We start from the raw sequence: 23,977 nt of genomic DNA on the forward strand, positions 1-23,977 counted from the left end.
CTATAACACTCGGTCGGGCTCATAGCCGATAAATGTCAGCAGTTCATGAACGACCGCTGTTACCTCAGGCGCCCATGTGCGGGGCTCGTTTCTCATCGACGTAATGCCATCAAGGATAAGTTTTGTAGTGTAGCTCTCTGCTGAGCTTAATGATCCTACCACAATAGAGTCATCTACGGACTGATAGGAGAACAACGCAACCTCTGAGCCAGCTTTTCTAGCCTGCGTCACGTAGGCTTGAGTTGCCTGATCGCTTGGACTCGCAACTAAACTAAGGGTCGGGCTCCATGTGCTGACAAAACTCTCGGCTGCAAGACAGGTTTGTACGTATGTAATGTAAAGAGTGCGCAGATTATCCTCGTGCTGGACGCTCATCTCCTGGCCAGCCTCAAGCCCCCAGCGCGCTAGAAACTCAGCACTGCAGACTCCCCAGAGATTATTGCCCCTAAACTCAACATTAAATAAATCTGCGCTCTTTACTGAGGAGATCCACTGTGCGCTCTTGAGCACATCCTCCGCTACGATGAACGAAGAGAGCTCCTTTGTCTTTACCCCAGCCCACTGCGTAAGGGCTCTCTGCTCTGACATGCACTCCGAGCATGAGAATGGGGTTCGCCCACCCGGATGAAGCTTATCACGACTACATGCAGGCTGCGCGCCATCACAGCGGAGCTGTACAACATCCGCACCGTTTTTTTGCAGAAAATTAGCCACTAAATAGAGCAACCCGGATTCACGCGACAGGAGCCCATACGGAGTAAAGAGCGCTAGCTTCATATTGAACACACAGATATGGGACGTTTAGTTGCGGGATCGCGGTAGAGCAGATAATACGATGAATCCTCTGAGCGCGCAGACTCAGAAAGAGATATTTTCTCGGCGTAGCTGGCTCCCCATAAGCACTCATGCGGGGCGCTCTCTTTAAAAAGCGCCTCCTCAAGCGGCATCTCAATAACCGATTCAGGCGAAATAGTTCCGACGTGTAGGGGCTTGGCCGCCTCACCACCTCGACGCATCATCTCAGGACGCAGGGACTCCTTTCCAGCATTGATAATAACTAACGATGAGGTCAGAAATGAGTCCTGCATCGCAACGGCTGAAAGAGCTCGCTTACGCGGCTCCTGCAAACTAGCCGCAATTGAAGTGCTCCCCAGACCCTGATCCTCACTCTTCATCGGAGCAAATGGCGCTCCGCCGTACAACATCGAGAACTGCGGTGAGACGAATTCTACCGCGCTCTGGGAGCCCATCAGGTTAACCCTCCCCTGCGGAGATGCAAGTTGAATCTCTAGGCCAAAAACTCCAGATAGATCTCCGCGTAGCGCTGGAAAGGCGTCCTCAAGACGCAGCCCATCAGGTTGATTAACTCGGCCGCCATCGAGCACTATAGATCGTGTCTCAACCCCCTTTCCGAATAGGGTTAACTGGCAGGATACAGCGTGGTGCCCACCCCCGGTGCTAGCAGTTGGAAAGAAGTGAATACGGGTCTTAATTGCTGCCGTCGAGATACAGAATACCAGGGTTCTTACTGAACTTGTCACAACTCGCTCCATCTCATCACCTACCACGATGCTAGACAACGAAAGGCATCCTGCTCTGCGCTCTCGCCTGGAATACGCTCAACGATATGACACGATACGGTCGCTTGCTGCCGTACGGCAACACGCATATAGGCCTGCAAAGCACCCTTCTCCCACGAGGTATCCTCAGAGGTGTTTAAGAGCTCCTGCTCTAGGGAGATTAGCTTGCTTGCATTTGCAGGGATATTTACGGTCCATTCTGGAGCGCGATTTGCATAAAAGAGGCGCACTAAAACCTGCGCAGCCTCAGGCGAAGCATTTACAAGCACAACCTGGTGCTCCCGTTGTGCCCCGATAATAAGGGGGATAAAGGAGCTCTCTCGACCCTTAATCATAATAGGGTCCTGCATCATTGCGATGCTGCCACCGATCGACTGTCGACAGAGGTGACGCGTACCAACTGGCGAAGATACCGCGAGGTGTCCATGCGCTACTCCCCCCTGCATTTTAAGTGCAGCGCTAAAGGGCTCTAACTCGACTATGCCGACCTCTCCAGCAGGGAACTCAACCTCAACCTCGTTAACCTGCACACCATCGACATCGAACAGGGTCAGGGTCGTAGTAACACGTCCCTCACCTTCATCACACGCCAGCAATAGGGTTGAAGAAAAGAAAGGTGGCCTTGCAACCCAAAAGTGGCTGGTGACCTCGGTAATGCTCATAAGAGCTAGCCTCTTGAAAGCCTAAATGCTGGGGAAGTTCAGCTGGTTAGTATATAACATAATGGGTAAGCTCAAGTAAGGAAACCCTACCAGAAAAACCCCTATTTTACACCACAAAGTTTCCTGATCCAAGGGGGATTCCGGCTATATGAGATACTAACCCTTAAGAGCTTTGCGCTCTATGCCGTCTTACACTCCTAGAGCAGAGTATTTCTAAGAGTTAATTAATGAGCACACAAGCCCAAACAGAGAAGAGGTTATTACCCTTTCTTCAAAGAAATTGTGTAATGATCCTCGTTGCTACCGTCGGCCTGATCCTTGTGGTCGGAGGACCGATCATTATTTTTCAAGATATCTTGCAGAGTGAAAGTTGCAATTCGGGAGATCCGTTGATCGATGCGTCGTGTCGCGCACGGCAGCAACAAATAAGGGATAAAAAACTACGCAAGGGCATGAAGATAAATATAAGACCTAAGCAGCAGCCCTTTAAGCTCACTGAAAACCCGCTTAGTAGCACGCCCCCGTAGTTTATGCGCTTAGTGTGGTGCTGCTATCACTCTACAGGACTATCTGCAGATACCTTCGGCTTGTTATTAACTACCGCAGGCTCTACTTTAATCTTAGGAAGTGCGGCTTCCAGTCCTGACTGAGCCGCTGGAGCGCTCCAGTCGGACTCCTCAAGGGCCCAGCGTTGACGAATCGGATCAAAGGCGCTGGCGGGCTGAGATGTGTAGCCAACCTGTTTTACGGGGATACGCTCAAGAGATCCCATGCTAGATCCGCCGCGTAGCAGCTTGGCTAGCTCCTTGGTCTTTGACATCTCGACTGAACCAGCAGAGAGCACCAGAGAAGTCGATGGCTCTACTAATCTAGCGTTCAGATAGACCCTCTCTGGAGAGACAGTATAAGTGCCAACAACGATGGCTGCCAAGGTTCTCTGAGATCTTACGGCCCTTACGTCCCGTGATAAGGCGAACTCCCCGGATGAATCGAGGAACTGCAGCGCATCGGAGTGTCTAAGTTCAATCACATCGAAGCCCTTCATCGCTAACTCGCTCATAAGTTGCTCTCCAACCATGCGACCAAAGGTCGAGGAAGAGTAGAGATCATCGATATTAACGAAGGTGGTCACGCCGATCGGCCCCGTGCTCGCCCCACGATAAAAGTGCTCGATCTGGTCAGCAAGTAGGGTGGTCTTGAATCGACCGGGCCCGTAATTGACGTATTCATCGGTTGGAATAGGCCAGTAGGCCGGCATATCGTCGTAGCGGGCGCTACACCCCGATACCATAAGCACGAAGACCGTTCCCCAGAGCGCTGCAGAGTGGCATACTATTTGGACGCTCTGAAGCATCTGAAATAATCGCCCAGTTATGCCCTGTTGTGAGCTGCTTGTAATCGGAGCAACCGGAGTAGTAACCGGAGTAGTAACCATAGTAACCTTATGCATATAGCTTTTATCAGGAACTCGATGAACCCAAACCGCCCCCTAAAACGTGTCATCATGTTGACGCTAACAACCGTAATGCTGACAAGCACACTCTCTAGCTGTGCGTTCCTAGGGGACCACCTTGGTGAGTCGTGCAATACTCGTGCTTGGGTACGAATGGATCTAGAAGCCTCAATACATCAGCGGGTTAACGTTCAGAGCCCTGTTCGGCTAGGGGTACTTCCCTTTATTAGCCCGGCAAATCTTGCCACCCGTGATGATGCGCGCCCCGGCCTTGGAACTCAAGTAGCATGGGCCGTGCAACGTGAGCTACTAGCAAGTGACACATTCCCGATCGTACAGATGTTGGCGAGGGAGGATTGGCCAGGGTGCAAAGAGGAGTTCTTTGCAGGGAACTTCGGCTCACTTGCCTTTGCGCGGGATGCCGGGTTTGACCTGATTATGATCGGCTACCTAGAGCAAGCGGACCGCCTTGATACATGGGTCGTTCATACTAAGTTGCTCGAGGTATCTTCTGGCGTAACGCTCTGGTACGGAACCTCTACGATCAGAAATAATCAGCCTGACATGCTAGAAATCAGCTCCACAGCGGGACTGACCGATCGTCGTCCAGATATCTATAACACCCGACAGATGAAGGATTCGGTGGCATCATGTATAGTGCATGATATGTTGACTGATCCGGAGATAGATGAGGGCTAGGCAAATGGGCCTACTTTTCACTCTCTTCAAGCGCATCGATAGAAGCCAATAGCTGCAGCGCATGCCCTGCGGGCTTAACCTCGTTAAAGATACGCACGATCATGCCCTGCTTGTCGATCAGAAATGTCTTTCGAAATATCCCTTGATAGCTTCGCCCCATAAACTTCTTGTCACCGTATGCATTATACGAATTGGCGACGCTAAAGTCAGTGTCGGAGAGTAACAACAAACTAAGTTTATATTTCGAACAAAACTTCCCCTTTGTTTTTTCCGTTCCTCCAGATATGCCGATAACACGCACGTTGCGCGCATGAAACTCGGGGAGTGCTGCATTAAACTCCTGCGCTTCAATAGTACAACCAGGGGTATCATCCTTCGGATAAAAATAGAGTACGGTATATTTAGCCGCCCCTGAGCTTAATTGATGCGTCGCGCCCTCCTTGTCGCTAAGGGCGAAGTCTGGAGCCTGTGCTCCCTCTAGTAGTTTAATCATAAACAATCCCCTACATATATCGACTAAATAATACTGAAACGACCAGCATGCTCCATAGATATGTCACCTTTCCTACCATTTGCGCCATATTAGAGTAAGTGCCCTATTAGAGTAAGTAACTGGGTAGGTATAATTATGAACAAAGAAGAAACTGTAATCCTAGTACCAAGATCGGAGCGGTCCTTAAAGACCAAATCATCAGCTACAGCTAACGGCCCTGGCGTTATAGCACCTGAGTTAACTCCACTAGTAGGCTCCGTTCCGCAAGGCGATCGTGTCGCCGCCCAACGGGCTTTCCGTAACGGCGCTAGTGAGTCTATTCATAAACCAAGAACTACCCTAGAGCAGCTCACCCTATTTTTCACAGCCGGCCAGGAGCCCTCTCCTGATATAGCGGTAAAGTCTACCCCTCTGCCGAGCGGATACCTAAATATATTTAACTTCATCTCTGAAATCGCCATCTTTACATACAAAGGGGCTAGCGAGATCGTATCATCGGTCATCGCGCTGTTTAAACCACGTAGCTCAGTTCTCACCTTTAACTCTGGCCACAGCGCTCAGATCCCAGAGCAGACCTCCCTAATACAGCTGCATAAAAAAGATAGCAGCTCACTGCACGGTACCCATACGATATTCGATCTCGCTACTCCCAAGAATAGCGCCCCTGCATCTTTGCAAACTGCCCTGGAACTAGCAGCCACAGAAGCTAGGCGTGCCCGTACAGAGGAGCGAGCTATAACCGAGAGAAAAGCCGATCATGAGCACGATCTAAAGGTCGCAGTAACACGCGATAAGATTCACGCTATCGACGCCCGAAATGGAATCAAAAATTCTATGACAGAGGAGATTATTAACCAGCTTGAGGGCCCCTTTGCGATCTCTCCCGAAAGCGCTATTGCCCGCATCGAGGAACTACAGCGCTCAGAGAAGTCGTAATACTAGGCAGCTCATAAAAAAGCACCTTCCTTTCTTCCCTGCTTTACCCTATGTCATGGGTATGCACACGCCCCCATTAGAGATCATACACTCGTTGCCTAATATCGCCCCATGCGAGCATATCGCCGGGAACGAAAAATTTGCCCTCAAGGCTTTTGGCCTGCAGGGGCGCTATCTCTCCTCGCAGGGTAGTTCGCTAGTTGACGTAACACTTGATCTTGAGGACGGTGCTCCGATCGGGCAGGAGGATCTCCTGCGTAAGCTCTTTGTAACTATGCTGCACTCATCTGAGAACGCCTTTGGACAGGTTGGCGTGAGGATTCATGCCCCCAATTCATCTGAGGTTACGCGTGACATTGAGCTGCTTATTAGCGGCGCTGGGGCGCGCATCTCATACATCACCATCCCCAAGGTGCGCTCGGTTCGTGAGGTACTGTGGATAGCTGGTCTGATTGAGCATTATATGAAAAATGCGGGCCTCTCACGCACCATCCCCCTACATCTACTGATTGAAACACCTGAGGCGCTCGCAGTGCTTCCACACCTTGCGGCGCTCCCGCAGGTTGAATCGCTGGATCTTGGGCTGATGGATTTTATCTCACAGCTCGGTGGTGCCGTTCCTGCTGAATGTATGCGCAGCCCTGGACAGTTCGATCACAAGCTTATCAGCTCCATCAAATCACAGATCGTATTGGCTGCGCTCGGTGCCAATAAGGTCGCTAATCATAACGTGACGGTTGATGTACGGGACCCGGAACAGGCTTATGCAGATGCCTACCGCGCGCGCCATGAGTTTGGATTCCTGCGCATGTGGAGCATCCACCCGGAGCAGATAGACCCGATTATTCGTGGCATGACTCCATCACATCAAGAGCTAGAACATGCCAGAGAGATCATCACAGCAGCATCAGCCGCAAACTGGGGACCGATCCAGATTGATGGCAAACTGCACGATCGAGCCTCCTTTCGCTACTACTGGGGCGTGCTGCAACGTAGCGGTGAGCCCCTACTCAAGTAATCCGACCTCGTCCTTAAGAGAGAGTGAGAGACGCTCATTAAAACCAACGGTATCAAGTACCAGCTCAATCGCGTTCTTCGGAAGCCCGTGCTCCTTTGCAACGAGCTCAAAACGTTTGCGCTCAACGTACTCCTGAATCACCTCAGGCGCGAACTCCGGAAAGCGTTCCCTAACCAGTCCTGGATTAATCTCGGTGCGCTTAACCTTCGTCAGTGAACACCTCCCGTATTGACCATCGTAAGCAGGGGCGCCATCAACTAACCTCTGCCGGATAGCCTCGCGCAGCTTATTTTCACGCGCCTGTAAAAAGGCGAACTCATGTGCGATCGATGCAGTAATATCGTAACGATTCTGAGAAACCCTTGAGAGCTCTCTGATTAACTCCGGCACATCGAGATCAAGCTCCTGAGAGGCGCGTACCTCAATTGCATTTAGATAGTCATAGAGGGAAAGTGCAACTTCAGCATCGAGCCGTGCGTACGCAATCTGAGTATCGGTCAAGGGCCGCATGGCCCAATCACTTACCTGCTCCTCTTTGCTCAGTTCGAGCCCAAGTAGTAATCGACAACAGGTACGCAGGGTGTGATTTGGAAGATCGGGCCGCAATGCGCGTGACATGACTAAGGTATCCCGAATACCCTTAATCTTCATATCATAGCGAGCGAACTGGCGCTCCTCGAACGGGGCGTTATGCGCTATAATAAGCGGAGTGGGTGCTGCAAGAACGGCCTCTAGCGCCTTCGGAGCTCCGGTACCAAGAACATCAACTAGCAGCACCCTTCTGGTTGAGGGAATACCGATCTGAATAAGGCACAACTGCTCGTTACCGGTCTGCCAACCGCTAGTTTCGGTATCAACTGAAAGTACCGCTTCACTGCCAAGGCTCTCTACGGCCTGCCCCAGCTCCTCAGCCGTTCTAACCCAGTCGAACTCATAGCAGGGTATAGCGATCATAAGTTACAACTCCAAAAATTGTGCAATAGACTAAGATATATGGACCAAAACGCGCAGCTTGGCGTTTCCCCCCATACTTGGTAACCTCTCGGCAACGTAGCTAGCTTTTGCCAGAATACGTGTTTGTGCCCAAGCTAAAAAGGGGGTAACTGGTCACCGTAGTTTAATGTCGCGATTCAAGCTATTGAGATTACGGCGAAGTTTCATAGGTAATTCGATTGGTCGTCCCCTGATCGGGGACGGCAGATTTTGTGACCAGTTAATGTTTTCACCCCCGATTTGCTCATTACCGTATGCGAATATTGCTGGAATATGCTGACTAGTTACAAAAAGGGGTTGAATCGATAGCAACGTTTATCGTTCATTCGTACCATTAAAAGGCATCCATTAGGCGTCATGAAACGGCTTGTTTTAAAAATACTGCTCCCCTGGTTCGTCACAGTTGTGGCGCTTTATTTTGCGTTTAGGGGGGTCGATTGGGGGCTGCTCTGGGATAACGCTACGAAGGCTCAGCCGCTCTACGTACTTGCAACGATTCTACTAACCGTCATCTCATACATCCTGCGCGCTGCGCGCTGGCCCCTACTCTTTCCCGATACCCCGTTACCGCTTGGGTCCTCTTACCGTGTTCTGGTATTGGGGTTCTTTATGAACAATATCCTGCCGGCGCGCGCCGGAGAGCTTGTACGGGCACACCTCGGCGCAAAGGTGGTTGGAAAACCCCGCACGCTTGTCCTTGCGACGATAGCCAGCGAGCGCCTAGCTGACGGCCTCACCATTAGCTTGATGTTCGCCGGAATTATCATGGTATTTGGTCAGGGACATCTCGACCCTGAATACGCAACCAACCTAATGTATGTAGCCTATCTCTTCATCGCAGTTGCTATAGGGGTAATTGCAGTACTCTCAATGCGAACAAAGATCTTTTCCATTACGGACAGATATACAGAGAAACTTGACAACAGGGCCTCCACCTACACCCTTTCGCGCCTTAAGATATTTATTCACGGGCTAAGCCCCCTCTGCGTGCCGAGCCGCGCGTTTAAAATCACACTATGGTCGTTAACCATCTGGCTAGTGGAGCTGGCAGCCTTTGCCTGCGTAGCTGCTGCACTGCAAGCCTCGCTCTCGCTCTCAGGAACGGTAATGTTTCTAGTTGCGGTTAACTTCAGCTCCCTTATTCCGGCCGCACCTGGTGGATTTGGAGTTATTGAGCTGGTTGCCAAAAGCGTGCTGATGTCAGTTGGTGTTGCCAGCAGCGAACAGGCCTTATGCATGGTGCTGATGCAGCACGTTATTCAGTACGCGGTAATCGGTATTCCAGGCGCGTTCCTACTCTCAACGTTGCGCTCTCAGCTAAACGATATGACGGAAGATTTTCAAGCTACTGAACCTACGTCCTAATCTTTCTGCTTTTTATCGGTAACGCTGCGCTCTAATTTTAATATCTCTGTATCGCCGTAGTAACCCTGACGCTCAGAGGCCTTAACGGAGCGTAATTGAGTAATCAGATCTGCCATGCGTGTTGCGTCGCTCTTGATAGCAGCTAAGGCTCCGATAAATTTGACGTCGTTCTTCTGTAGCTGCTCAATCAGGTAACAGTTAAGCATAATCGCCGAAAGGGGCTGACCCAACTGGTGCGCGGCTGCGCCAGCTAGTTGCCCAACCGCTAGCTGTCGCTCCTGCTCTATCAAGCGCTCCTGCATGCGCCGGAGCTCCCTGTTTGTATCGCGCAGATCGTTCGTTAGGTCCCGCACGCGCAGCAACGCAGTTACCCGCGCCCGAAATTCCTGATAGTTAAAGGGTTTTGTCAGGTAGTCGTCCACCCCCTCTTCGAAGGCCGCCAACTTGTCACGCACCGTATCGCGCGCGGTCAACATAAGGATCGGTACAAATTCGCCAGCTGAATTATTCTTGAGTCGGGAGCAGAGATCAGCGCCGGCTAGATCGGGCATCGTATAATCGAGGATAGCTAAATCTGGGAGATTACCCTGACACTGCTCAAGCGCCTCTCTCCCATTGGTCGCAATAATCGGTGTGTGCCCCATCAGGGAGATAACGCTCGCTACGATTATTCGAGAGTCTGGATCATCATCCGCTATGAGGATTCTACGGCTGCTGGTTTCGAGAGGCTCCTCTATCATGCCTATTAGATTGCAGAGCAGCTTGATTCGACTCAGCTTCTGATGGCGACCCCTGCCAATAAATCATCCTTAAGGGCTGGGTCGGTTTCAAGCAAAAGCTCAAGGAACTCGTGCACCTGAGCACGTTCCTCGGACTCACCCCCGAGCTTATCAAGGACGCTACCTACAAAGAATTCAAGCGCTTGCTCCCTAGAGCTAAAGAGCTGTTTCTGCTGATCAACTACCTCAGCGCCAAAGCTCTGCTCGACAGCACTACCAGCCCCGACTACCTCGGTTACCCTCTGCGGTGCGCCGGATCTTAAACTAGGTCCCTTGCGGATGGACTTAACGCCCTCTTTTATCTTCGTTGCCTTCTTTACCATATCAATTCCTTACGGCTCTATTGAGCCTTTGGGGCTCTCCCCAGGTTAGTCAGATTATCCCTAATAACGCTATCTTCTGATAACAACGCAGCCTTCGCTAACTCCTGGGAGACCCATATCTTACTCCCCCCCATGTCGTACTCAAGTGCCGCCCTATTATTTCTGGCCCGCACCCCATCCGGGTACTGCTCTAAGTAACTGGTATATAGCTGCATGGCCTCCCTATGCCTGCCAGTTATATCCATTAAAATCGCGAGGTTAGCCAGGGCCTCCCCGTACGTCCGGTCGCTTTCGTAGGCTTTTCTAAAAAACCCCTCCGCCAGCTCCATCTCTCCCCTAAGCAGGGCTACACACCCTTCACCATCCAGCGCCGCTGCCAGGGGCGCCAGATCATATGCCATTGAAAACGAGGCCTCGGCATCATCCAGCCGCTCCTCTCGCAACAACCCAATACCCTGCTCAACTAGCTCCTCAGCCCGTTCATAGCGCTCCTCTGGTATCCCTACTGAATGAAAACACCCAGAGAGAGCTACCACAAGGGTTAACAGACATAACGTAATCGTGGCTTGCCCATACAAAGTTGCGTGGTTTTGACCCTTTTTTTTATCGCACCCCAAAATAATCATCTCCCCACCCTCCTATTAGGCAAACGTAGCGCTAAGGAGCTGCTCACGTTGCGCCCCCTCTTCCATCTCAACCCTGCCAATAATTGCGAGCTGATAGCGTGGTGCTACCTCCTCATGCGCCATTACAACAGCTGCTGGGTATCGCACCCGCAAGATATCCCTTAAGTAAGCCCTCGCCCGTTTCGACGCGATCAATACCGTGCCGGCCTTAATTGACTCACAGGCTCGCTCGCAGATCAGATCCATTAGATCGCCCGCGATAATAGATCCGCTCTCCTCGGCCTTCGAGAGCACAAGGTCCAGCAGCGGATCAAGTGCTACCGCCCGTATCGAGCGCCCCTCGGCAACCGAGGCGCTTACCACTGGGGCAAGTGCGCTACGAATCTCGGCCAGCATGGCTCGATCTGAGATCTTGCCCCCGTACTCTGCGATCGTCTGAAGGATCACATCGAGGTGCTTAATCGTAATCTCCTCCCTTAAGAGAGCTCGTAATATCGCCGTCATCTGCGTTAGTGACATCGTGGCAGGAACAACTCCCGTCACAAGATCTGGAATCTGCTTCTCTACGTAATCGAGCCCACGCCGCGTTGCACCGTCATCGATCAGTTCATTTTTATAAAGGTCAATAATCTCCTTTATCTCAACCTCAAGCTCCTGCCACGCCTCCGCTCGACACGCACCATCACAACGCGCAACCTCCATACCACGCACCAGTATGCGATAGACCCCCTGCGGAGCATCCCAGAGCTCCATTCCAGGCCTTTGTAGCACAAGCCCCCAACGTGAAAAGGCATACGATCTAAACTCCTCTAGCATCTGATTAACCAGATCGAGCCGCGGTATTAAAGGTACCCACTCTTTATTAACCTCAATCTGGATTGACTGTGCCAGGGATGGCTCAAATGCCTTAAATACTATTTCCGTATCATTATCCTTCGTCGATTTCACAAGGAGCAAGGAACATGCTAGTGCGGTGCTGACTGATAGTAGCGCAAGGTGTGGCATGCCAGGTAAACACCCAAGCACAAACGCAGCCACAGCAACAAAGACCCGTGCAGCCTTAAATTGTGATAATTGCGAGATAAGATCCGAGGAGAGGGTCGATGATTCATCCACCTGTACGCGGGTTACGATCAGCCCAGCAGCAATGGAGTTAAGTAGCGAGGGGATCTGAGAGAGCAACCCGTCACCTATCGTTAAAACGGTATAGCGTCGCAGCGCTACGTCGAACTCAAGTTCGTGTACCAACAACCCGATCAGGAGTCCCCCGCAGATATTAACAAAGGTGATAACGATGCCCGCTATCGCATCTCCCTTAACGAACTTCATAGCGCCATCGAGCGCTCCATAAAATCGAGATTCCATCTGAACATCTAGCCGTTTGCGCCGCGCCGTCTCGGAATCAAGTAAGCCACTCCGTAGCTCAGCATCTATAGCCATCTGCTTGCCAGGCAGGGCGTCGAGGGTAAAACGTGCCGCTACTTCAGCCACTCGCTCTGCGCCCTTCGCTACAACTATGAACTGGATCAGGGTAATCAGGAGAAAGAGTACGAAGCCCACCGCTACGCTACCCTGAATAACAACGGATCCGAAGGCCTCAACCGCCTTTCCAGCATGCCCCGATCCGAGCACGGCTCTCGTCGTTGCCAAATTAAGTGATAGACGAAAGAGGGTCGCCATCAGAAGCAGTGAGGGCAACGTAGCAAGTTTTAAAGGATCCCTAATATGAAGCGCCGAGATCACTAACAAAAGAGCGAAAAGCAGGTTTGAACAGAGCAGGATGTCTAGCACTGCCGGCGGTAGTGGGATGATCATACATCCCACTACCAGCAGAAGTCCCACCGGCATTACTATATCTCGTGCTCCTATCTGGGGCGTTTTCACACTCTCTTTAGCCTCGCTTTTTTGTCAGTTATTCGGGCTAAATATTATCCAACGCGTAGATTTCGCACCGGTGCCATCGCTATCTCGTGGGCCGATTTTGCAATATTGGAGCGCATTGAATACTCCTGCATCTGTTGCTGAATCAAAATCTGCTGTGAAAGAAGATCCTCAAACTGCTGAACCCCTCCTAGTCCTGGCATAGTTGCTTCAGCGGTAGATACAACTTGTGACATAGCTGATGTGGCTGTCTTTACAATATCACCGAATACACTACGGGGCTCAGGTGCAAACCTAAGCATCTGAGAGGCCCCGGAAGTTACGGTTAATGAGCCGCTAGATGTTGGACGAATTGGATCAATAGACATGACGTTCCCTCCATAGGATTTAGTTAGAATCGGTCGCTAATGAATATTCGAACGCTGCGGTAAAAAGTTGTGCGTATTAAACATATCGCTACAACGTCGAGATAATTTGCAGCTTAAATCCTTCCTCCACCGGCTCAAGTTCCCCCTGCGCTACAGAGGTTGCGCCGATACGTAGGCCGCATCGGATCGGTCGGGTGGCTCCTAGATCGAGCACGCTGCCCGGCCTCAGTGCAATCAGATCGCTTAACTCAAGCTCGATCTCACCAAGCTCTATCGTAATCTTAACCCGCTCGCTTATCTCCTGTGTAGTAACGTTATCAACATGAATACTCATAGCTTTATCCTTTGCTCCTATAAAACGACCCGCAATACCTAACTCTGGTAATACGACCGATATCTCTAAAAGTACCTGCTGTTCATCTCCAATACGCTCAATCACTCCATACATCCGAGCAACTATTGGGCGGGCGCGCACACGCGGCTCGCTAATCCATAAACCGCTCTCATGCAGCTTGGCTGCACAGGCACACTCAAACTCACCTGAATTGACCCCTATCCTAAAAAAACACCACTCGTGGGGAGGTCGTATCATCTCGCTAATCATAAGCGGAAATACGCCGGTACCACCAAAAACCTCAGCTATCTGTTTGGCGTAATGCAGATAAACTAAAGACCTTCTAAGCGGAGTTGCGCACGGCACAAGTTCATCGCAACACACCGCCAACCCCTCGCCACCCGCTGCCTGAAGCACGAGCCACGGTGTAGCGGCGCTATGTTGCGCTTCAACAATAGAGATCTTCAGTACAGGTTCAAGGGGTACGATGGCCCTAGATACACGCTCTAAGATCGGATGTAGTTGCGCCTGTTCCCGTAGCTGTTGAATATTTCTCACCGCTATGGTCATAACTTGCCCTGTAGCTTTTCAAGGCAGAATAGATAGGCTTCCAGCGCCGGTCGTTCATGCAGCCTCTCGATATCGCGCACAACCAACTGCGCAACCTGCGGACTAAGTGGCAAACTATGCGGATCTAGCTCTTCAAGAAAACAGAGCAGCGCTAAATCGTGAATCTCCCCATCTACTAAGCCAGTTTTTGTTTGAACTATACCCGCTGTAAAGAGCGCAGAGCCGCTCAATGTATCAGGGAATACCTGTGCATGCGGAGCTTTAAATGCTGCAAGCCAGCTTTTAACGATCTCTAGGACCATCGTAACTAAACCTTTACTATTACTCCTCGCTATCAAATGAGCCGGGTCGAGTAAACTTAATCGGCTTTGTCCTGCGCCTGAGAAATGCCGCAACACCAACAGCTCCAAGCAATCCCAACGCAGCGAATCCCAATCCGGCCGTACGCACCGAGACCCCTGCCCCTGGAACGGTCGCCCACTCGCTTGAAGCTTCCTGCTTTAAGTTCACCTGCTCCCGTATGATCTCAGGCTGCTCTGGGGAGGCTGCAATGCTGCGCAATACCGTAATACGGCTAGGAACAACACCTGCCGCACCGCCAACCAGAGCTGAGATATCTTCGTTTGATGAAGAGAAGCGTTGGTCGATCAGAAGTAGTACCGAGCCGGTTCCACTCTCGGCTTTCTTTGTTCCAAACAACGGATCCGTTTCGGGCAGGTTCAGGTGCACACGCGCCTCAAGTACCCCGACGATCGCCGACAAGCTATCCTCAATAGATTGGGATACGGAGCGTTCATAGCGAAACCACTGCTCCTCTCTGCTCGGTATGAGCCCGCCCTTAGCGCTTAAATTGTTTTGTGAACTACGGGGGGAGAGAACCCGATTGGTCTCAAGGAAGGAAAGCGCTGGAACGATAAAGTCCTTAGGAACGGCTATCGCCCAACGACCATCTGATTGAATAACTTTATGCGCTCCAAGATCTGCACTACTCAGTCGACTGAGCACCCGATTGGCATCCTGTTCAGAGAGGTCGTGAATAATCTGCTCATCACATCCGGTAAGAAGCAGAAGGAACAGGGCGAGAAGATTGATATAGATCCGAGCAGGCTTACGAACCCTATTGGATAAGCTCTGGGGCCGTTTCATGGATTTTTTGTCGGAGAATTTCAAGTGCCCGATCATGAAGCCTCGATACCCAAGATTTTGATAGTCCGGCGTACTGCGCCGCAACATCGGTTAACTTCCGATCATGGAAGTAATATTGTTCAACAATAGTTCGCTCTTTTTCGGGTAAAGTTGCTACGATCGCTCTTATTTTTTGCGAAGCACGCTTCTCTTCAAGTTTCTTTTCCGGATCGTCCGGCGATTCGCCCTCGGCCTTTATTTGGCCACCCTTCAGCGCGGTAAGTCGAAATGCTACGGCGCTCTTTGCAAGGTGCTCAACAGCATCAGTCGTGCGCTGGCGCGGGTCGCGTGGCACACGAATAGAGCGGTCCAACTCCTCTGCCCGCATCTCATGCGCGGCTTCGAGCGCTTTAAAAACCCTATAAGCGGCCCCAGAGAGCTCACACGAGGAACGGATATAATCGATAATGGATCCCCGAATTCTGAGAAACGCAAACGATCGGAACTCATACCCTTTACTGGGATCGAACCTAGTTGCAGCTTCAACCAAACCAAGAAAGCCCGCTGAAACAAAATCCTCTCGCAACGAATGCGGAAATCCCATCGTGCGAATAAGGCGCCCGACAACCATGTCTACAAAGTCGTGGTACTGCTCGATCAGGGCATCACGCTTGGTCAAGGCATCATTATTGAGCACAGCGGAGCTTCCCACCCCACTGGAGCGCCCCTTCCCGGTCGTTGTGCCGGTTACCGCCTTGCTGGCCTGTGTCTTGCGTTTGGACATCCGAAACCCCCTAAGGTATCTTCTCTTGCTGTACCTGTGTTCGAAAGTTAGACAAAATAGTTTCGCTCTAATAGCTGCGCTAGCCTAAAAGGCCCTTGTCTCAGTTGCAATAGCTTTACTTTACCGAGATATTACAAGTAATCTCAAGGCATTAACCATTAGAGGCAGCCCTATGTCATTCCCACTTATCCGCCCCCGCCGTCTCCGTCGTACCGATTTTCTTCGCGATATGGTGCGCGAAACCCGTGTTGAGGTATCGAACCTTATCGCCCCGCTCTTTATCGTTCCTGGAGAGAAGGTCGAGCGCGAGATCAGCTCAATGCCGGGACAGTACCAATTAAGCATCGATACGGCGGCTAAAAAAACGCTGAGATTCCAAGAGCTCGGAATCCGCTCCGTACTGCTCTTCGCTATTCCGGAGTCTAAGGACGAGATCGGCTCCTCTGCCTGGCACCCACAAGGAATCATCCCGCAAGCTATCAAGGCACTTAAAAAGGTAGCCCCTGAGATGATTGTAATAACTGACCTGTGCTTCTGTGAGTATACCTCGCATGGGCACTGCGGCGTTATGAAGGACGGCCAACTACAAAACGATGCGACGCTCTGTAATTTAGTAAAGCAGGCGCTCGTTCATGCCGAGGCCGGTGCAGATATAATAGCGCCGAGCGGTATGCTCGACGGTATGGTGCACGCGCTCCGTAATGGACTCGATGAATCAGGCTATTCAGATCTGCCGATTATGAGCTATGCAGCGAAGTTCGCCTCAGCGTTTTATGGCCCATTTCGCGAGGCCGTTCAATCAGCACCTGAATACGGCGACCGCAAATCCTACCAGATGGACGCAGCGAACTTTAACGAGGCGATGCGTGAGGTAGAGCTCGACATTCAGCAGGGCGCGGATATCGTAATGGTCAAACCGGGGCTAGCGTTCCTAGATGTCGTACGCGCAGTTAAGGAGCGCTTTAAGATGCCCACCGCCGTTTATAACGTCAGTGGTGAGTATGCGATGGTTAAAGCCGCCGCGCAAAATGGCTGGATCGATGAGCGCCGAGTCATGCTAGAGATCTTAACTAGCATGAAGCGCGCCGGCGCAGACCTTATTATCACCTACTTTGCTGAAGCCTTTGCCGATCTTAGGGCTAAGGGCCAGGTCTAAGCGGCCTAGCGCAATTTAAGAAAGCAGCCCTATGCCAAGCTAAACTCGCGCAGATCTTTACGTAGCTGCTCAGCTCCTACGTAAAGACGCGCGTTCCAGCCAAGCCTTGCTGCGGCATCTATATTTTCCTGCCTATCATCAAAAAATAGGATCGAGCGCGCATCCACTTCGAGCATCTGCTCGACCTTCTCGTAGATTGTATTATCCGGCTTAGCGCATCCAAGCATCTGTGAGGCGAAGCGGCGATCAAAGTGCCCCATAAACTCGTACGCACTGAGAAGCTTATCCCAATGAATCGAGTTGGTATTGGAAAGGCATCCCACTTGAACTATTTTCCGTAATCCAGGCAGAAGCTCCGCGGTCGAGGTGATAGTAGCACCGAGCTCTGCGTTGACCGCCTCGACGACCTCACCCTCTGAGAGCTGCGTCTTTAAAAGCATATTAAAGAATCTAGCAAGCTCTTCTGGCGAGATCTCGCGCTCCATAAAGCCGCTCCAGAACAATTTAGCCGATCTAATTTTAGCCTCGACCTCGGCCGGAACAAGGAGGCATCCAGGGGCACGCGCAAACGCCTCAAAGATCCTGGACTGCTCTACCTCAAGCAGCACCCCACCTAGATCAAATAACACCCACTTTATACTAGCCATCACGCCTAACCCCCTGTTTTTTGATAACCCTAGTCCATCTCTACCCTAGTCTCTGTACCCGCCTTGTAAAGTACAGTATGATCTTAGGATACATTTTTGGAGCTGCTATGCATAATAATAACAACGAGATACGTCGCGATTGGACACCCGAGCAAGCTCTGGCCATATACTCTCAAGCCTTTCCGGAGCTACTCTATCAAGCTCAGACCATCCACCGCTCCAATTTTAATCACCTTGAGGTTCAGCGCTCTACGTTGCTGTCGGTAAAGACCGGCGGATGCCCGGAGGATTGCGCATACTGCCCACAGTCAGCTCACTATAAGACCGGCGTTGAGCGCCACGGCGTGCTGCCACTCGAACTTGTTAAGTCCAAGGCGCTAGAGGCCAAGGACGCCGGCTCGACCCGTTTCTGTATGGGTGCTGCCTGGCGTGAGATTAAGGACGGTAAGGACTTTGACGCTATCCTTGAGCTAGTGCGCGAGGTACGGGGTGTTGGTCTTGAGGTCTGCTGTACCTTAGGAATGCTGACCGAATCACAGGCAACGCGCCTCAAGGAGGCTGGCTGCTACGCATACAACCATAACCTCGATACCTCCCCTGAGTACTACGGTAAGATTATCTCAACCCGTACCTATGAGGACCGTCTAAAAACCCTTGAGAACGTGCGCCGTGCAGGCATGACGGTTTGTTGTGGTGGAATCGTCGGCATGGGCGAGGGGGTTAAGGATCGTCTCGGCCTACTCATCCAGCTTACGAATCAGGAGCACCATCCAGAGAGCGTTCCCCTTAATATGTTAGTTAAGGTAGAGGGCACCCCGCTCTCTAAGGAGGAGCAGGTTGACCCGCTTGAGTTCGTACGCCTCGTCGCAACGGCTCGTATTATGCTCCCTCAGTCGATGGTGCGCTTATCCGCAGGCAGGATGGAGATGTCCGATGAGATGCAGGCGCTGTGCTTCGTTGCGGGTGCAAATTCGGTCTTTGCAGGCGAAAAACTTCTTACAACCCCTAATCCGGGCGATGATCACGATAACGCCTTAATGAGCCGCTTAGGGATGCATTACCTTGAAGCTAAGCAGTGCTCTACCTCTATAGCAGCATAAAGCTTAAGTCATTATCGCTCGGCTATGCGCAAAAAAAATAGCCCCCGACTATTAAGCTTACCCGCCGTTATGACGTTTCCACTCTTGTAGCCGAGGGCACCCGTTTATAGCGGGCCAAGCCCTGACGATAGGAACCTATCTAGTGGGAGCGTAATATGAACAACTCGCAACACGACAATCCTCGCAGCAAGTCCCGCTTAATGGAAGCGCTGAACTACGCTGCAGAGGCTTCCGCAACCATGATCCCACTAGTAGCGCTTATTCTCGGCATCGGAATGATGCGCTTTCTTCCTGCCAACGTAACAACCCCGCTTTTTAAGTCAGATCAGGAGGCGCGTAAGTTTTTCGAGGATAATGGTATAGGGATACCATCAAAATCCCCGATCCTGCTCGTGAGCGCCACATGCGTTGCGTGCGACGAGCTGCGCGCTGAACTATGGAAAGATGGAGTTGGTTTTGAGGAGATTGATATCCAGAGCGAAATTGGGCAGGCGCTCTACAAACAGGCGAAGTATATGACCACCTCCCCAGAGCTACCGAAGATCATAGTCGAAGCTCAGATAGTTGATCCCAACGTTGCTGCCGTAAAGAGGGTTATCAAAAACAACAGATAGCCCCTACGCTAGATCAAATGGATCGCTATCACGCAACGCTTTAGCAAGAAAAACCTGCGCCCGTGGATTACGGGTATGCTCTAACGCTTCAAGAAATTCCCCCTGCTTTGCTGCCCCAAGATACCACGCTAACGATGTAATCTCGATACTCTCCTGTCCATGCAGAGTGTTCGGAGAACGCAGCTCCTTAAAATGGATTGCGGCTATTCCAGAGAAGCGCTCCCTCGCGTACTCAACACCGAAATTAATAACGTTATTAAGAAAGGCCGTTCCCAAACAAGATGTCCCTTCGTTCCAAGGCAGATTCATCTCCCTGACGACCTCGAGATAGTCCTCATTTACTGTAACGAGTACCCCGGTCGCAAGGCTTAGTAGACTCCTTACCCCTTCAAACTTATCCCGTTCCTCTGCCCCGAAATAAGGCCCCGGAAATCCGAACGGTCGCCGCAACAACCATTCAACGCTATCTAGGATCTGATTCATTACCATTATATCAGAGTCTTCTTCACTCCTTGCAACGCTCGGCAAAATGGTTAGCCAATAGGTGGTGGCTATATTAGCACAAGAAAGAATACCGAGAGCCTCTGAAAAGGTCTCGGGCTCTGCCTCTGCTAACGCTTGAACTGAGACCTCCATAAGTCTGAAGATCGCCTGTAGGGAGTACGACTTTGCTGTCTCACGAATGTTACTATCCTCCCCAAAGGAGAGCGTACGAAACGACTCCTCAAAGGTCGCTAGCGGCGCAAGGAGCCCGGGTAACAACTGACCCTGCACCCGGGCATGCGATACCATTGAGAGCAGCACCCTATCGATCAACCTCTCGTCGACCTTAGGTGAGATCTGCGAGAGCGCCAGGTTTCTACCCAACCTTAACTTCCAGCCAGTACTATCTTGAGCACTCTCAAGAATGGGTGACATAAGAGCTGGCACTAGCCTCTGATTAATTATCTCCCGATCGAATGAGAGCCCGCAGCGCCGCGCAATTTGAGAACCGATCAGCTGACAACGATAGGCCGCCTCAGGATCGTTCCCATTTGGCCTCGTGCTACATAGATCAGCGGTCGGACCAGCAAGAAAGGCGGCTTGCGATGTAGGGAGTTCACATATCCTTTTGAGATAAGGATCGATCTTATCGTCCCCGGCAGTCACTGCCTTGAGGAGCTCATGCCATAGTGTTTTTATCTCTTGCTCTTGGGATACAAAGGCGGGTTGCACAGATCTAAACTCCTACGGCAGGATACATCGTTCTCCGAACACTGTATCCTGCTCGCCTCGCTGAAACAATTCATATTATTGCCGTACTAATCGACCACCTAGCTGCACGCGCTTGCTCCCAGCGAGCCACCGCTCCGGATTAATATCGATTCCACCACGCCGGGTATAAAAGCACCCTACCCAAAGCGAGGTGGGCTGAAGCGCCGCCATCAGGTCTGTAAAGATAATCTCGCAGCACTCCTCGTGGTACCCCTGGTGACTCCTGTGGGCCCTTAGGTAGCTCACTAGGGAGGCGTGGTCGAGCTTATTCCCTCTGTACGAGATAATAACGGTTCCCCAATCCGGCTGTGCGGTTACTGGGCAGAGCGAGCGCAGTAGATGCGAGTAGAGTATCTCTTCTGTAACCTCCTCCCCACCACGTAATCTGCCAGGATTATCGGCCTCAACTAAGGCCCGATCAACCGAGCTGCCGGGGGGCGCTGCAATAGCTATATCGCCCCAGGACTCTGTCCCTAGCACCACTACAATAACCTGCTCCGTTTCCAGTAGGGGCTTAAGATTCTCTGCTATCGTGCGCTCTACCTCCTGCGCTGAAGCGTAGCGCACAAAGTTCATGCTCCCCAGAAAGAGCTTAAGGCTCTTCGATTCAACCAGATTAGGGGAGGTAGCGGGATACTCAATTGAGGCTATCCCCACCTGAGGAACCCCCTCGCTATTAAGCCAGGAGAGCTCATAGCAGCTCCAGCGATCGATGCCCTGAAAGGGAAGGGGCTCCCGAATTCCAAGCTGTGCCCTAGAGGGGGCGCGCGCGATCGGAAAAAGGAGGGCAGGATTAAAGGTATCGCTATGCGAAATCTGTCTTCCGAGGGGGTTTGTCATAATGTGGCTACATTAACGTGCAAAGGTATGCTCAGGTAGACGATCTTTTTCGGTTCCTCACCGATAAGTGTGGGTACATTAGATGAAAAACCCCTGCGCGGGAACGTGAACCGCTTCCCGTTACCTGCTCCCGCTCCGATACCGGTTAACCCTTAAAAACGGTTCCCCACCGATAAGTGTCGGTACATTAGATAGAAAACTCCTGCGCGGGAACGTAAACCGCTCCCGTTACCTGCTCCCGCTCCGATACCGGTTAACCCTTAAAAACCAGCGTTGACCAAACGTAACCCCGTACCAATGTCTTCTATAGGCGTGAGCCCTGGGACCGCCGGTATCTCACCGGCCATGAAAGGAGTCGTCCACCTGAGCATTTATACCTAGCCGTTCTGGAGAACGGCGGTCCCAGGGCTTCGCCGCATCGTGGATCAAACGTAACCCCGTACCGATGTGTGTTAAGATCATGAAAACATCCAATCACATACAGCTTTAATCTCTGCTGCCCTTACCTCTCTGCTCCGCACAGTACCCTGTACAGCTTTAGTTTTTCTCACGTTATGCCGACTCCTTATGACGTATGCTACAGAGCAAAAAAAAGCGAGCTGAGATAGGTGCGGTATTCGTGGAGGCGGCGATCATCCTTCCACTGTTTTTCATACTTCTCTTCGCCTCTATGCAATTAATCGTAATCTCCTGGCGACAGCTACAGGTGCAGTTTTTGGCCGCTCGGTTGGTGCGAGAATTAGCGATACCGCGCAGCGGGACGACACCCGGAACCTACGATGCTGACCGCAACGACAAGTGCCTTAAGAAAGTCCAGGATCCGGCTAATAGCAGCGCTACGGGATTCAATTCAACCCTACCTACTGGAGGTCAAGCCGCGGCTATCTCGTATCTAACTGGCGCTGTAACTACTCAGGGCTGTGCCTACAAACCTGGATCAATAATTATCCTTACCCTTACTTACGATATGCAGCTATTCTTTCAAAAGTTCCTAACCTTTGGCCTGCCAAACATTAAACTAAGGGGCACCGCGGTGGGCGTTGCACAGGGAACCATAACATGATGAGGCGCAATCGGGGGGAGCACGGTAGCGGTCTAATCGAGTTTATCTTCGTTGCTCCAATTATACTTCTACTTGCAGGCAGCACCCTTGAGGTCGCAAGATTTCTGCGCTTTCGCCAAATTGCGGGGGTGCTTAGCCAAGAAGCCGCTAACCGCGCCTATAGTCAGTGTGCGGATATAACGTCGGTATCGGCCGCAGGTACCTCATTAACGGTAAACACAACTACAACTACCACCAATATCTCCGCCTGCTTAACTACCGTAAAAACAGGGATCGACGCCGCGGCCGATGCTGCGGGCCTTGCGGGTAGCGCACTAACCATCTCCGTATACCGACATAATTTAGGAACGGTAGCACCGACTAATCCGATGGGTTGTGCCAGCTCTACGGCCGCAGTTACTCGGATATTAAGTGCTGTTCCAGCTTCTAATTTTAAGCCTACTACGGGCGGTAATACTACGGGCGGTGAAATAACAACCACCAGTAATGCACTGGTCGTTTCCAAACTTGATGTCTGCAAAAGGGGAAGAATAGTAATAGCGGAGCTAGTTTTTCCCTATACCACTATTATTAACTATCGGGTATTTGGTTTAGGGTTTAATACTGATCTGAGCAGTTCTGAATTAAAAAGTACTAACCTCCGTGAAACAACGATACTCTAAATCATCAGGCTACGTTCTGGTCTTCTTCACCCTGATACTGGGGGTCCTGGTCTCTATCGCAGGGGTCGCTGTAGATATCGGTAACCTTTACATCATCCGCAACCGTCTTGAACGCGCAGCAAAAGCTGGCGCTCTGGCTGGTGTTGGATATCGCTCGCTTCGTGGTTGGGGCTACTTTGCAACTTATGTGGCAGGCACACCTACCCTTAAATCTACTAAGGATGAGCTCTTCGGCGTTATGTCAGGAGTTGTAACAGAGAATATGCGGGCGGCTTTTTCGGCCCCCACTGAAGCTAGTGAGTTTACCAGCAATCTTACCGTTACCAGTACCAATTTCTACGACCCCATGACCGACACCTTTACTATTAACGCCAAATACCAGGCTCCAACCTTTATAATCGGAAGGCTAGGCGCCGCGCTCGGTGCTGCAACGTGTCCTGAAGAGAAGAAAAATGGGATTGGCACTGGCAAATACCGCTGCCCAATAACCGTCACTGAAACTGCGCGACTTGAAAGGGCAGTTGTGGCGTTGCTGCTTGATGTGTCTGGGTCGATGAACTGTAAGGCAAGCGATCTAACTAACTGCGCATGCCGCACAGATACTACTGGCAATGGCTGCGGAACAAGTGGCCGGGTTATCGATGCTCTTGTA

The 23,977-nt window shown here is 51.4% G+C and carries 29 protein-coding genes; 11 read left to right on the forward strand and 18 right to left on the reverse strand.

The annotated features are described in order from the left end of the window. The 3 genes from NTV65_03520 to NTV65_03530 are packed head-to-tail and all read right to left on the reverse strand — an operon-like array spanning position 1 to position 2,242. Entirely contained in the window at positions 1–777 is a 777-nt protein-coding gene (locus NTV65_03520) for a hypothetical protein (protein MCX6114273.1), read from the reverse strand. Beyond that, a complete protein-coding gene (locus NTV65_03525) occupies positions 774–1,541 on the reverse strand; it encodes a hypothetical protein (GenBank protein ID MCX6114274.1) in 768 nt (255 codons plus the stop codon). The genes NTV65_03520 and NTV65_03525 overlap by 4 nt, the downstream gene beginning before the upstream one ends. Positions 1,542–1,561: 20 nt before the next feature. After that, a complete protein-coding gene (locus NTV65_03530) occupies positions 1,562–2,242 on the reverse strand; it encodes a hypothetical protein (GenBank protein ID MCX6114275.1) in 681 nt (226 codons plus the stop codon). 227 nt (positions 2,243–2,469) lie between these two features. Here NTV65_03530 and NTV65_03535 point away from each other — a divergent pair, with 227 nt between their 5' ends. Next, positions 2,470–2,769, forward strand: a complete 300-nt coding sequence (locus NTV65_03535; GenBank protein ID MCX6114276.1) for a hypothetical protein — start codon at positions 2,470–2,472, stop codon at positions 2,767–2,769. 26 nt (positions 2,770–2,795) lie between these two features. Here NTV65_03535 and NTV65_03540 read toward each other — a convergent pair whose 3' ends face one another. After that, positions 2,796–3,692, reverse strand: coding sequence for a FlgO family outer membrane protein (locus NTV65_03540; protein MCX6114277.1), 897 nt, complete (start codon positions 3,690–3,692; stop codon positions 2,796–2,798). A gap of 21 nt (positions 3,693–3,713) precedes the next feature. Between NTV65_03540 and NTV65_03545 the strand changes: the two genes are divergently transcribed. Next, the gene (locus NTV65_03545; GenBank protein MCX6114278.1) at positions 3,714–4,394 is read left to right on the forward strand and encodes a hypothetical protein; all 681 of its coding nucleotides are present in this window, start codon (positions 3,714–3,716) and stop codon (positions 4,392–4,394) included. A gap of 10 nt (positions 4,395–4,404) precedes the next feature. On the opposite strand, the gene NTV65_03550 is transcribed toward NTV65_03545, so the two are convergent. Then, on the reverse strand, positions 4,405–4,887 hold the full coding sequence (locus NTV65_03550; GenBank protein ID MCX6114279.1) for a peroxiredoxin: 483 nt from the start codon (positions 4,885–4,887) through the stop codon (positions 4,405–4,407). Between the two features lie 135 nt (positions 4,888–5,022). On the opposite strand from NTV65_03550, the gene NTV65_03555 reads away from it, so the two are divergent. Both NTV65_03555 and NTV65_03560 read left to right on the forward strand, forming a co-directional pair. Further along, entirely contained in the window at positions 5,023–5,823 is an 801-nt protein-coding gene (locus NTV65_03555) for a hypothetical protein (protein MCX6114280.1), read from the forward strand. A 61-nt stretch (positions 5,824–5,884) separates the two neighbouring features. Then, a complete protein-coding gene (locus NTV65_03560; protein MCX6114281.1) occupies positions 5,885–6,841 on the forward strand; it encodes an aldolase/citrate lyase family protein in 957 nt (318 codons plus the stop codon). Here the strand turns inward: NTV65_03560 and NTV65_03565 are convergent. After that, positions 6,830–7,795, reverse strand: coding sequence for a hypothetical protein (locus tag NTV65_03565; GenBank protein ID MCX6114282.1), 966 nt, complete (start codon positions 7,793–7,795; stop codon positions 6,830–6,832). The two genes, NTV65_03560 and NTV65_03565, sit on opposite strands and share 12 nt — an antisense overlap. 396 nt (positions 7,796–8,191) lie before the next feature. Here NTV65_03565 and NTV65_03570 point away from each other — a divergent pair, with 396 nt between their 5' ends. Beyond that, a complete protein-coding gene (locus tag NTV65_03570) occupies positions 8,192–9,199 on the forward strand; it encodes a lysylphosphatidylglycerol synthase transmembrane domain-containing protein (GenBank protein ID MCX6114283.1) in 1,008 nt (335 codons plus the stop codon). Here NTV65_03570 and NTV65_03575 read toward each other — a convergent pair. The 9 genes from NTV65_03575 to NTV65_03615 all read right to left on the reverse strand — a co-directional run bounded on the left by NTV65_03575 (position 9,196) and on the right by NTV65_03615 (position 15,989). Next, the gene (locus NTV65_03575) at positions 9,196–9,939 is read right to left on the reverse strand and encodes a response regulator (GenBank protein ID MCX6114284.1); all 744 of its coding nucleotides are present in this window, start codon (positions 9,937–9,939) and stop codon (positions 9,196–9,198) included. The genes NTV65_03570 and NTV65_03575 overlap by 4 nt on opposite strands. 32 nt (positions 9,940–9,971) lie before the next feature. Then, on the reverse strand, positions 9,972–10,301 hold the full coding sequence (locus NTV65_03580) for a hypothetical protein (GenBank protein ID MCX6114285.1): 330 nt from the start codon (positions 10,299–10,301) through the stop codon (positions 9,972–9,974). Between the two features lie 17 nt (positions 10,302–10,318). Further along, positions 10,319–10,927, reverse strand: coding sequence for a hypothetical protein (locus NTV65_03585; protein ID MCX6114286.1), 609 nt, complete (start codon positions 10,925–10,927; stop codon positions 10,319–10,321). 15 nt (positions 10,928–10,942) lie between these two features. Then, positions 10,943–12,811 carry a flagellar biosynthesis protein FlhA gene (locus NTV65_03590; protein ID MCX6114287.1) on the reverse strand — a complete coding sequence of 623 codons (1,869 nt, stop codon included), beginning with the start codon at positions 12,809–12,811 and terminating at the stop codon, positions 10,943–10,945. A 44-nt stretch (positions 12,812–12,855) separates the two neighbouring features. Next, complete coding sequence (locus NTV65_03595) at positions 12,856–13,176, reverse strand: hypothetical protein (protein ID MCX6114288.1); 321 nt, start codon at positions 13,174–13,176, stop codon at positions 12,856–12,858. 88 nt (positions 13,177–13,264) lie between these two features. After that, positions 13,265–14,080, reverse strand: coding sequence for a FliM/FliN family flagellar motor switch protein (locus tag NTV65_03600; protein ID MCX6114289.1), 816 nt, complete (start codon positions 14,078–14,080; stop codon positions 13,265–13,267). Further along, a complete protein-coding gene (locus NTV65_03605; protein ID MCX6114290.1) occupies positions 14,077–14,382 on the reverse strand; it encodes a hypothetical protein in 306 nt (101 codons plus the stop codon). The genes NTV65_03600 and NTV65_03605 overlap by 4 nt, the downstream gene beginning before the upstream one ends. Before the next feature lie 19 nt (positions 14,383–14,401). Then, on the reverse strand, positions 14,402–15,226 hold the full coding sequence (locus NTV65_03610; protein MCX6114291.1) for a hypothetical protein: 825 nt from the start codon (positions 15,224–15,226) through the stop codon (positions 14,402–14,404). Continuing rightward, on the reverse strand, positions 15,198–15,989 hold the full coding sequence (locus tag NTV65_03615; protein ID MCX6114292.1) for a sigma-70 family RNA polymerase sigma factor: 792 nt from the start codon (positions 15,987–15,989) through the stop codon (positions 15,198–15,200). The genes NTV65_03610 and NTV65_03615 overlap by 29 nt, the downstream gene beginning before the upstream one ends. Positions 15,990–16,161: 172 nt before the next feature. Between NTV65_03615 and hemB the strand changes: the two genes are divergently transcribed. After that, complete coding sequence (hemB, locus tag NTV65_03620; GenBank protein ID MCX6114293.1) at positions 16,162–17,145, forward strand: porphobilinogen synthase; 984 nt, start codon at positions 16,162–16,164, stop codon at positions 17,143–17,145. 29 nt (positions 17,146–17,174) lie between these two features. Here the strand turns inward: hemB and NTV65_03625 are convergent, their stop codons facing one another. Beyond that, positions 17,175–17,792, reverse strand: a complete 618-nt coding sequence (locus tag NTV65_03625) for an HAD family phosphatase (protein ID MCX6114294.1) — start codon at positions 17,790–17,792, stop codon at positions 17,175–17,177. 107 nt (positions 17,793–17,899) lie between these two features. Here NTV65_03625 and bioB point away from each other — a divergent pair, with 107 nt between their 5' ends. Then, a complete protein-coding gene (bioB, locus tag NTV65_03630) occupies positions 17,900–18,892 on the forward strand; it encodes a biotin synthase BioB (protein ID MCX6114295.1) in 993 nt (330 codons plus the stop codon). A gap of 155 nt (positions 18,893–19,047) precedes the next feature. Then, positions 19,048–19,506 (forward strand): hypothetical protein, encoded by a 459-nt coding sequence (locus NTV65_03635; GenBank protein MCX6114296.1) that lies wholly within the window; start codon positions 19,048–19,050, stop codon positions 19,504–19,506. A gap of 3 nt (positions 19,507–19,509) precedes the next feature. Here the strand turns inward: NTV65_03635 and NTV65_03640 are convergent, their stop codons facing one another. Both NTV65_03640 and NTV65_03645 read right to left on the reverse strand, forming a co-directional pair. Then, the gene (locus NTV65_03640; GenBank protein MCX6114297.1) at positions 19,510–20,721 is read right to left on the reverse strand and encodes a hypothetical protein; all 1,212 of its coding nucleotides are present in this window, start codon (positions 20,719–20,721) and stop codon (positions 19,510–19,512) included. Positions 20,722–20,796: 75 nt separating this feature from the next. Beyond that, the gene (locus NTV65_03645) at positions 20,797–21,600 is read right to left on the reverse strand and encodes an NADPH-dependent 7-cyano-7-deazaguanine reductase QueF (protein ID MCX6114298.1); all 804 of its coding nucleotides are present in this window, start codon (positions 21,598–21,600) and stop codon (positions 20,797–20,799) included. Positions 21,601–22,174: 574 nt separating this feature from the next. Between NTV65_03645 and NTV65_03650 the strand changes: the two genes are divergently transcribed. The 3 genes from NTV65_03650 to NTV65_03660 all read left to right on the forward strand — a co-directional run. After that, positions 22,175–22,663 carry a pilus assembly protein gene (locus NTV65_03650; GenBank protein ID MCX6114299.1) on the forward strand — a complete coding sequence of 163 codons (489 nt, stop codon included), beginning with the start codon at positions 22,175–22,177 and terminating at the stop codon, positions 22,661–22,663. Next, positions 22,660–23,325, forward strand: a complete 666-nt coding sequence (locus tag NTV65_03655; protein MCX6114300.1) for a pilus assembly protein — start codon at positions 22,660–22,662, stop codon at positions 23,323–23,325. The genes NTV65_03650 and NTV65_03655 overlap by 4 nt, the downstream gene beginning before the upstream one ends. Beyond that, positions 23,306–23,977, forward strand: a 672-nt coding sequence (locus tag NTV65_03660) for a Tad domain-containing protein (GenBank protein ID MCX6114301.1), incomplete at its 3' end; no start/stop codon positions are given. The genes NTV65_03655 and NTV65_03660, both read left to right, overlap by 20 nt.

Source organism: Pseudomonadota bacterium, from assembly GCA_026390555.1.
GTDB lineage: Bacteria > Bdellovibrionota_C > UBA2361 > UBA2361 > OMII01 > OMII01.

Excerpts from the sequence above, each read along its gene's own strand:
- bioB (MCX6114295.1), top strand. The coding sequence starts at position 17,900 with ATGCATAATAATAACAACGAGATACGTCGCGATTGGACACCCGAGCAA.
- NTV65_03550 (MCX6114279.1), bottom strand. The coding sequence starts at position 4,887 with ATGATTAAACTACTAGAGGGAGCACAGGCTCCAGACTTCGCCCTTAGC.
- NTV65_03595 (MCX6114288.1), bottom strand. The coding sequence starts at position 13,176 with ATGTCTATTGATCCAATTCGTCCAACATCTAGCGGCTCATTAACCGTA.
- NTV65_03570 (MCX6114283.1), top strand. The coding sequence starts at position 8,192 with ATGAAACGGCTTGTTTTAAAAATACTGCTCCCCTGGTTCGTCACAGTT.
- NTV65_03555 (MCX6114280.1), top strand. The coding sequence starts at position 5,023 with ATGAACAAAGAAGAAACTGTAATCCTAGTACCAAGATCGGAGCGGTCC.
- NTV65_03645 (MCX6114298.1), bottom strand. The coding sequence starts at position 21,600 with ATGACAAACCCCCTCGGAAGACAGATTTCGCATAGCGATACCTTTAAT.
- NTV65_03535 (MCX6114276.1), top strand. The coding sequence starts at position 2,470 with ATGAGCACACAAGCCCAAACAGAGAAGAGGTTATTACCCTTTCTTCAA.
- NTV65_03605 (MCX6114290.1), bottom strand. The coding sequence starts at position 14,382 with ATGGTCCTAGAGATCGTTAAAAGCTGGCTTGCAGCATTTAAAGCTCCG.
- NTV65_03655 (MCX6114300.1), top strand. The coding sequence starts at position 22,660 with ATGATGAGGCGCAATCGGGGGGAGCACGGTAGCGGTCTAATCGAGTTT.
- NTV65_03565 (MCX6114282.1), bottom strand. The coding sequence starts at position 7,795 with ATGATCGCTATACCCTGCTATGAGTTCGACTGGGTTAGAACGGCTGAG.
- NTV65_03580 (MCX6114285.1), bottom strand. The coding sequence starts at position 10,301 with ATGGTAAAGAAGGCAACGAAGATAAAAGAGGGCGTTAAGTCCATCCGC.
- NTV65_03585 (MCX6114286.1), bottom strand. The coding sequence starts at position 10,927 with ATGATTATTTTGGGGTGCGATAAAAAAAAGGGTCAAAACCACGCAACT.
- NTV65_03530 (MCX6114275.1), bottom strand. The coding sequence starts at position 2,242 with ATGAGCATTACCGAGGTCACCAGCCACTTTTGGGTTGCAAGGCCACCT.
- NTV65_03560 (MCX6114281.1), top strand. The coding sequence starts at position 5,885 with ATGCACACGCCCCCATTAGAGATCATACACTCGTTGCCTAATATCGCC.
- NTV65_03540 (MCX6114277.1), bottom strand. The coding sequence starts at position 3,692 with ATGCATAAGGTTACTATGGTTACTACTCCGGTTACTACTCCGGTTGCT.
- hemB (MCX6114293.1), top strand. The coding sequence starts at position 16,162 with ATGTCATTCCCACTTATCCGCCCCCGCCGTCTCCGTCGTACCGATTTT.
- NTV65_03600 (MCX6114289.1), bottom strand. The coding sequence starts at position 14,080 with ATGACCATAGCGGTGAGAAATATTCAACAGCTACGGGAACAGGCGCAA.
- NTV65_03650 (MCX6114299.1), top strand. The coding sequence starts at position 22,175 with ATGCTACAGAGCAAAAAAAAGCGAGCTGAGATAGGTGCGGTATTCGTG.
- NTV65_03575 (MCX6114284.1), bottom strand. The coding sequence starts at position 9,939 with ATGATAGAGGAGCCTCTCGAAACCAGCAGCCGTAGAATCCTCATAGCG.
- NTV65_03615 (MCX6114292.1), bottom strand. The coding sequence starts at position 15,989 with ATGTCCAAACGCAAGACACAGGCCAGCAAGGCGGTAACCGGCACAACG.
- NTV65_03625 (MCX6114294.1), bottom strand. The coding sequence starts at position 17,792 with ATGGCTAGTATAAAGTGGGTGTTATTTGATCTAGGTGGGGTGCTGCTT.
- NTV65_03610 (MCX6114291.1), bottom strand. The coding sequence starts at position 15,226 with ATGAAACGGCCCCAGAGCTTATCCAATAGGGTTCGTAAGCCTGCTCGG.
- NTV65_03635 (MCX6114296.1), top strand. The coding sequence starts at position 19,048 with ATGAACAACTCGCAACACGACAATCCTCGCAGCAAGTCCCGCTTAATG.
- NTV65_03520 (MCX6114273.1), bottom strand. The coding sequence starts at position 777 with ATGAAGCTAGCGCTCTTTACTCCGTATGGGCTCCTGTCGCGTGAATCC.
- NTV65_03545 (MCX6114278.1), top strand. The coding sequence starts at position 3,714 with ATGAACCCAAACCGCCCCCTAAAACGTGTCATCATGTTGACGCTAACA.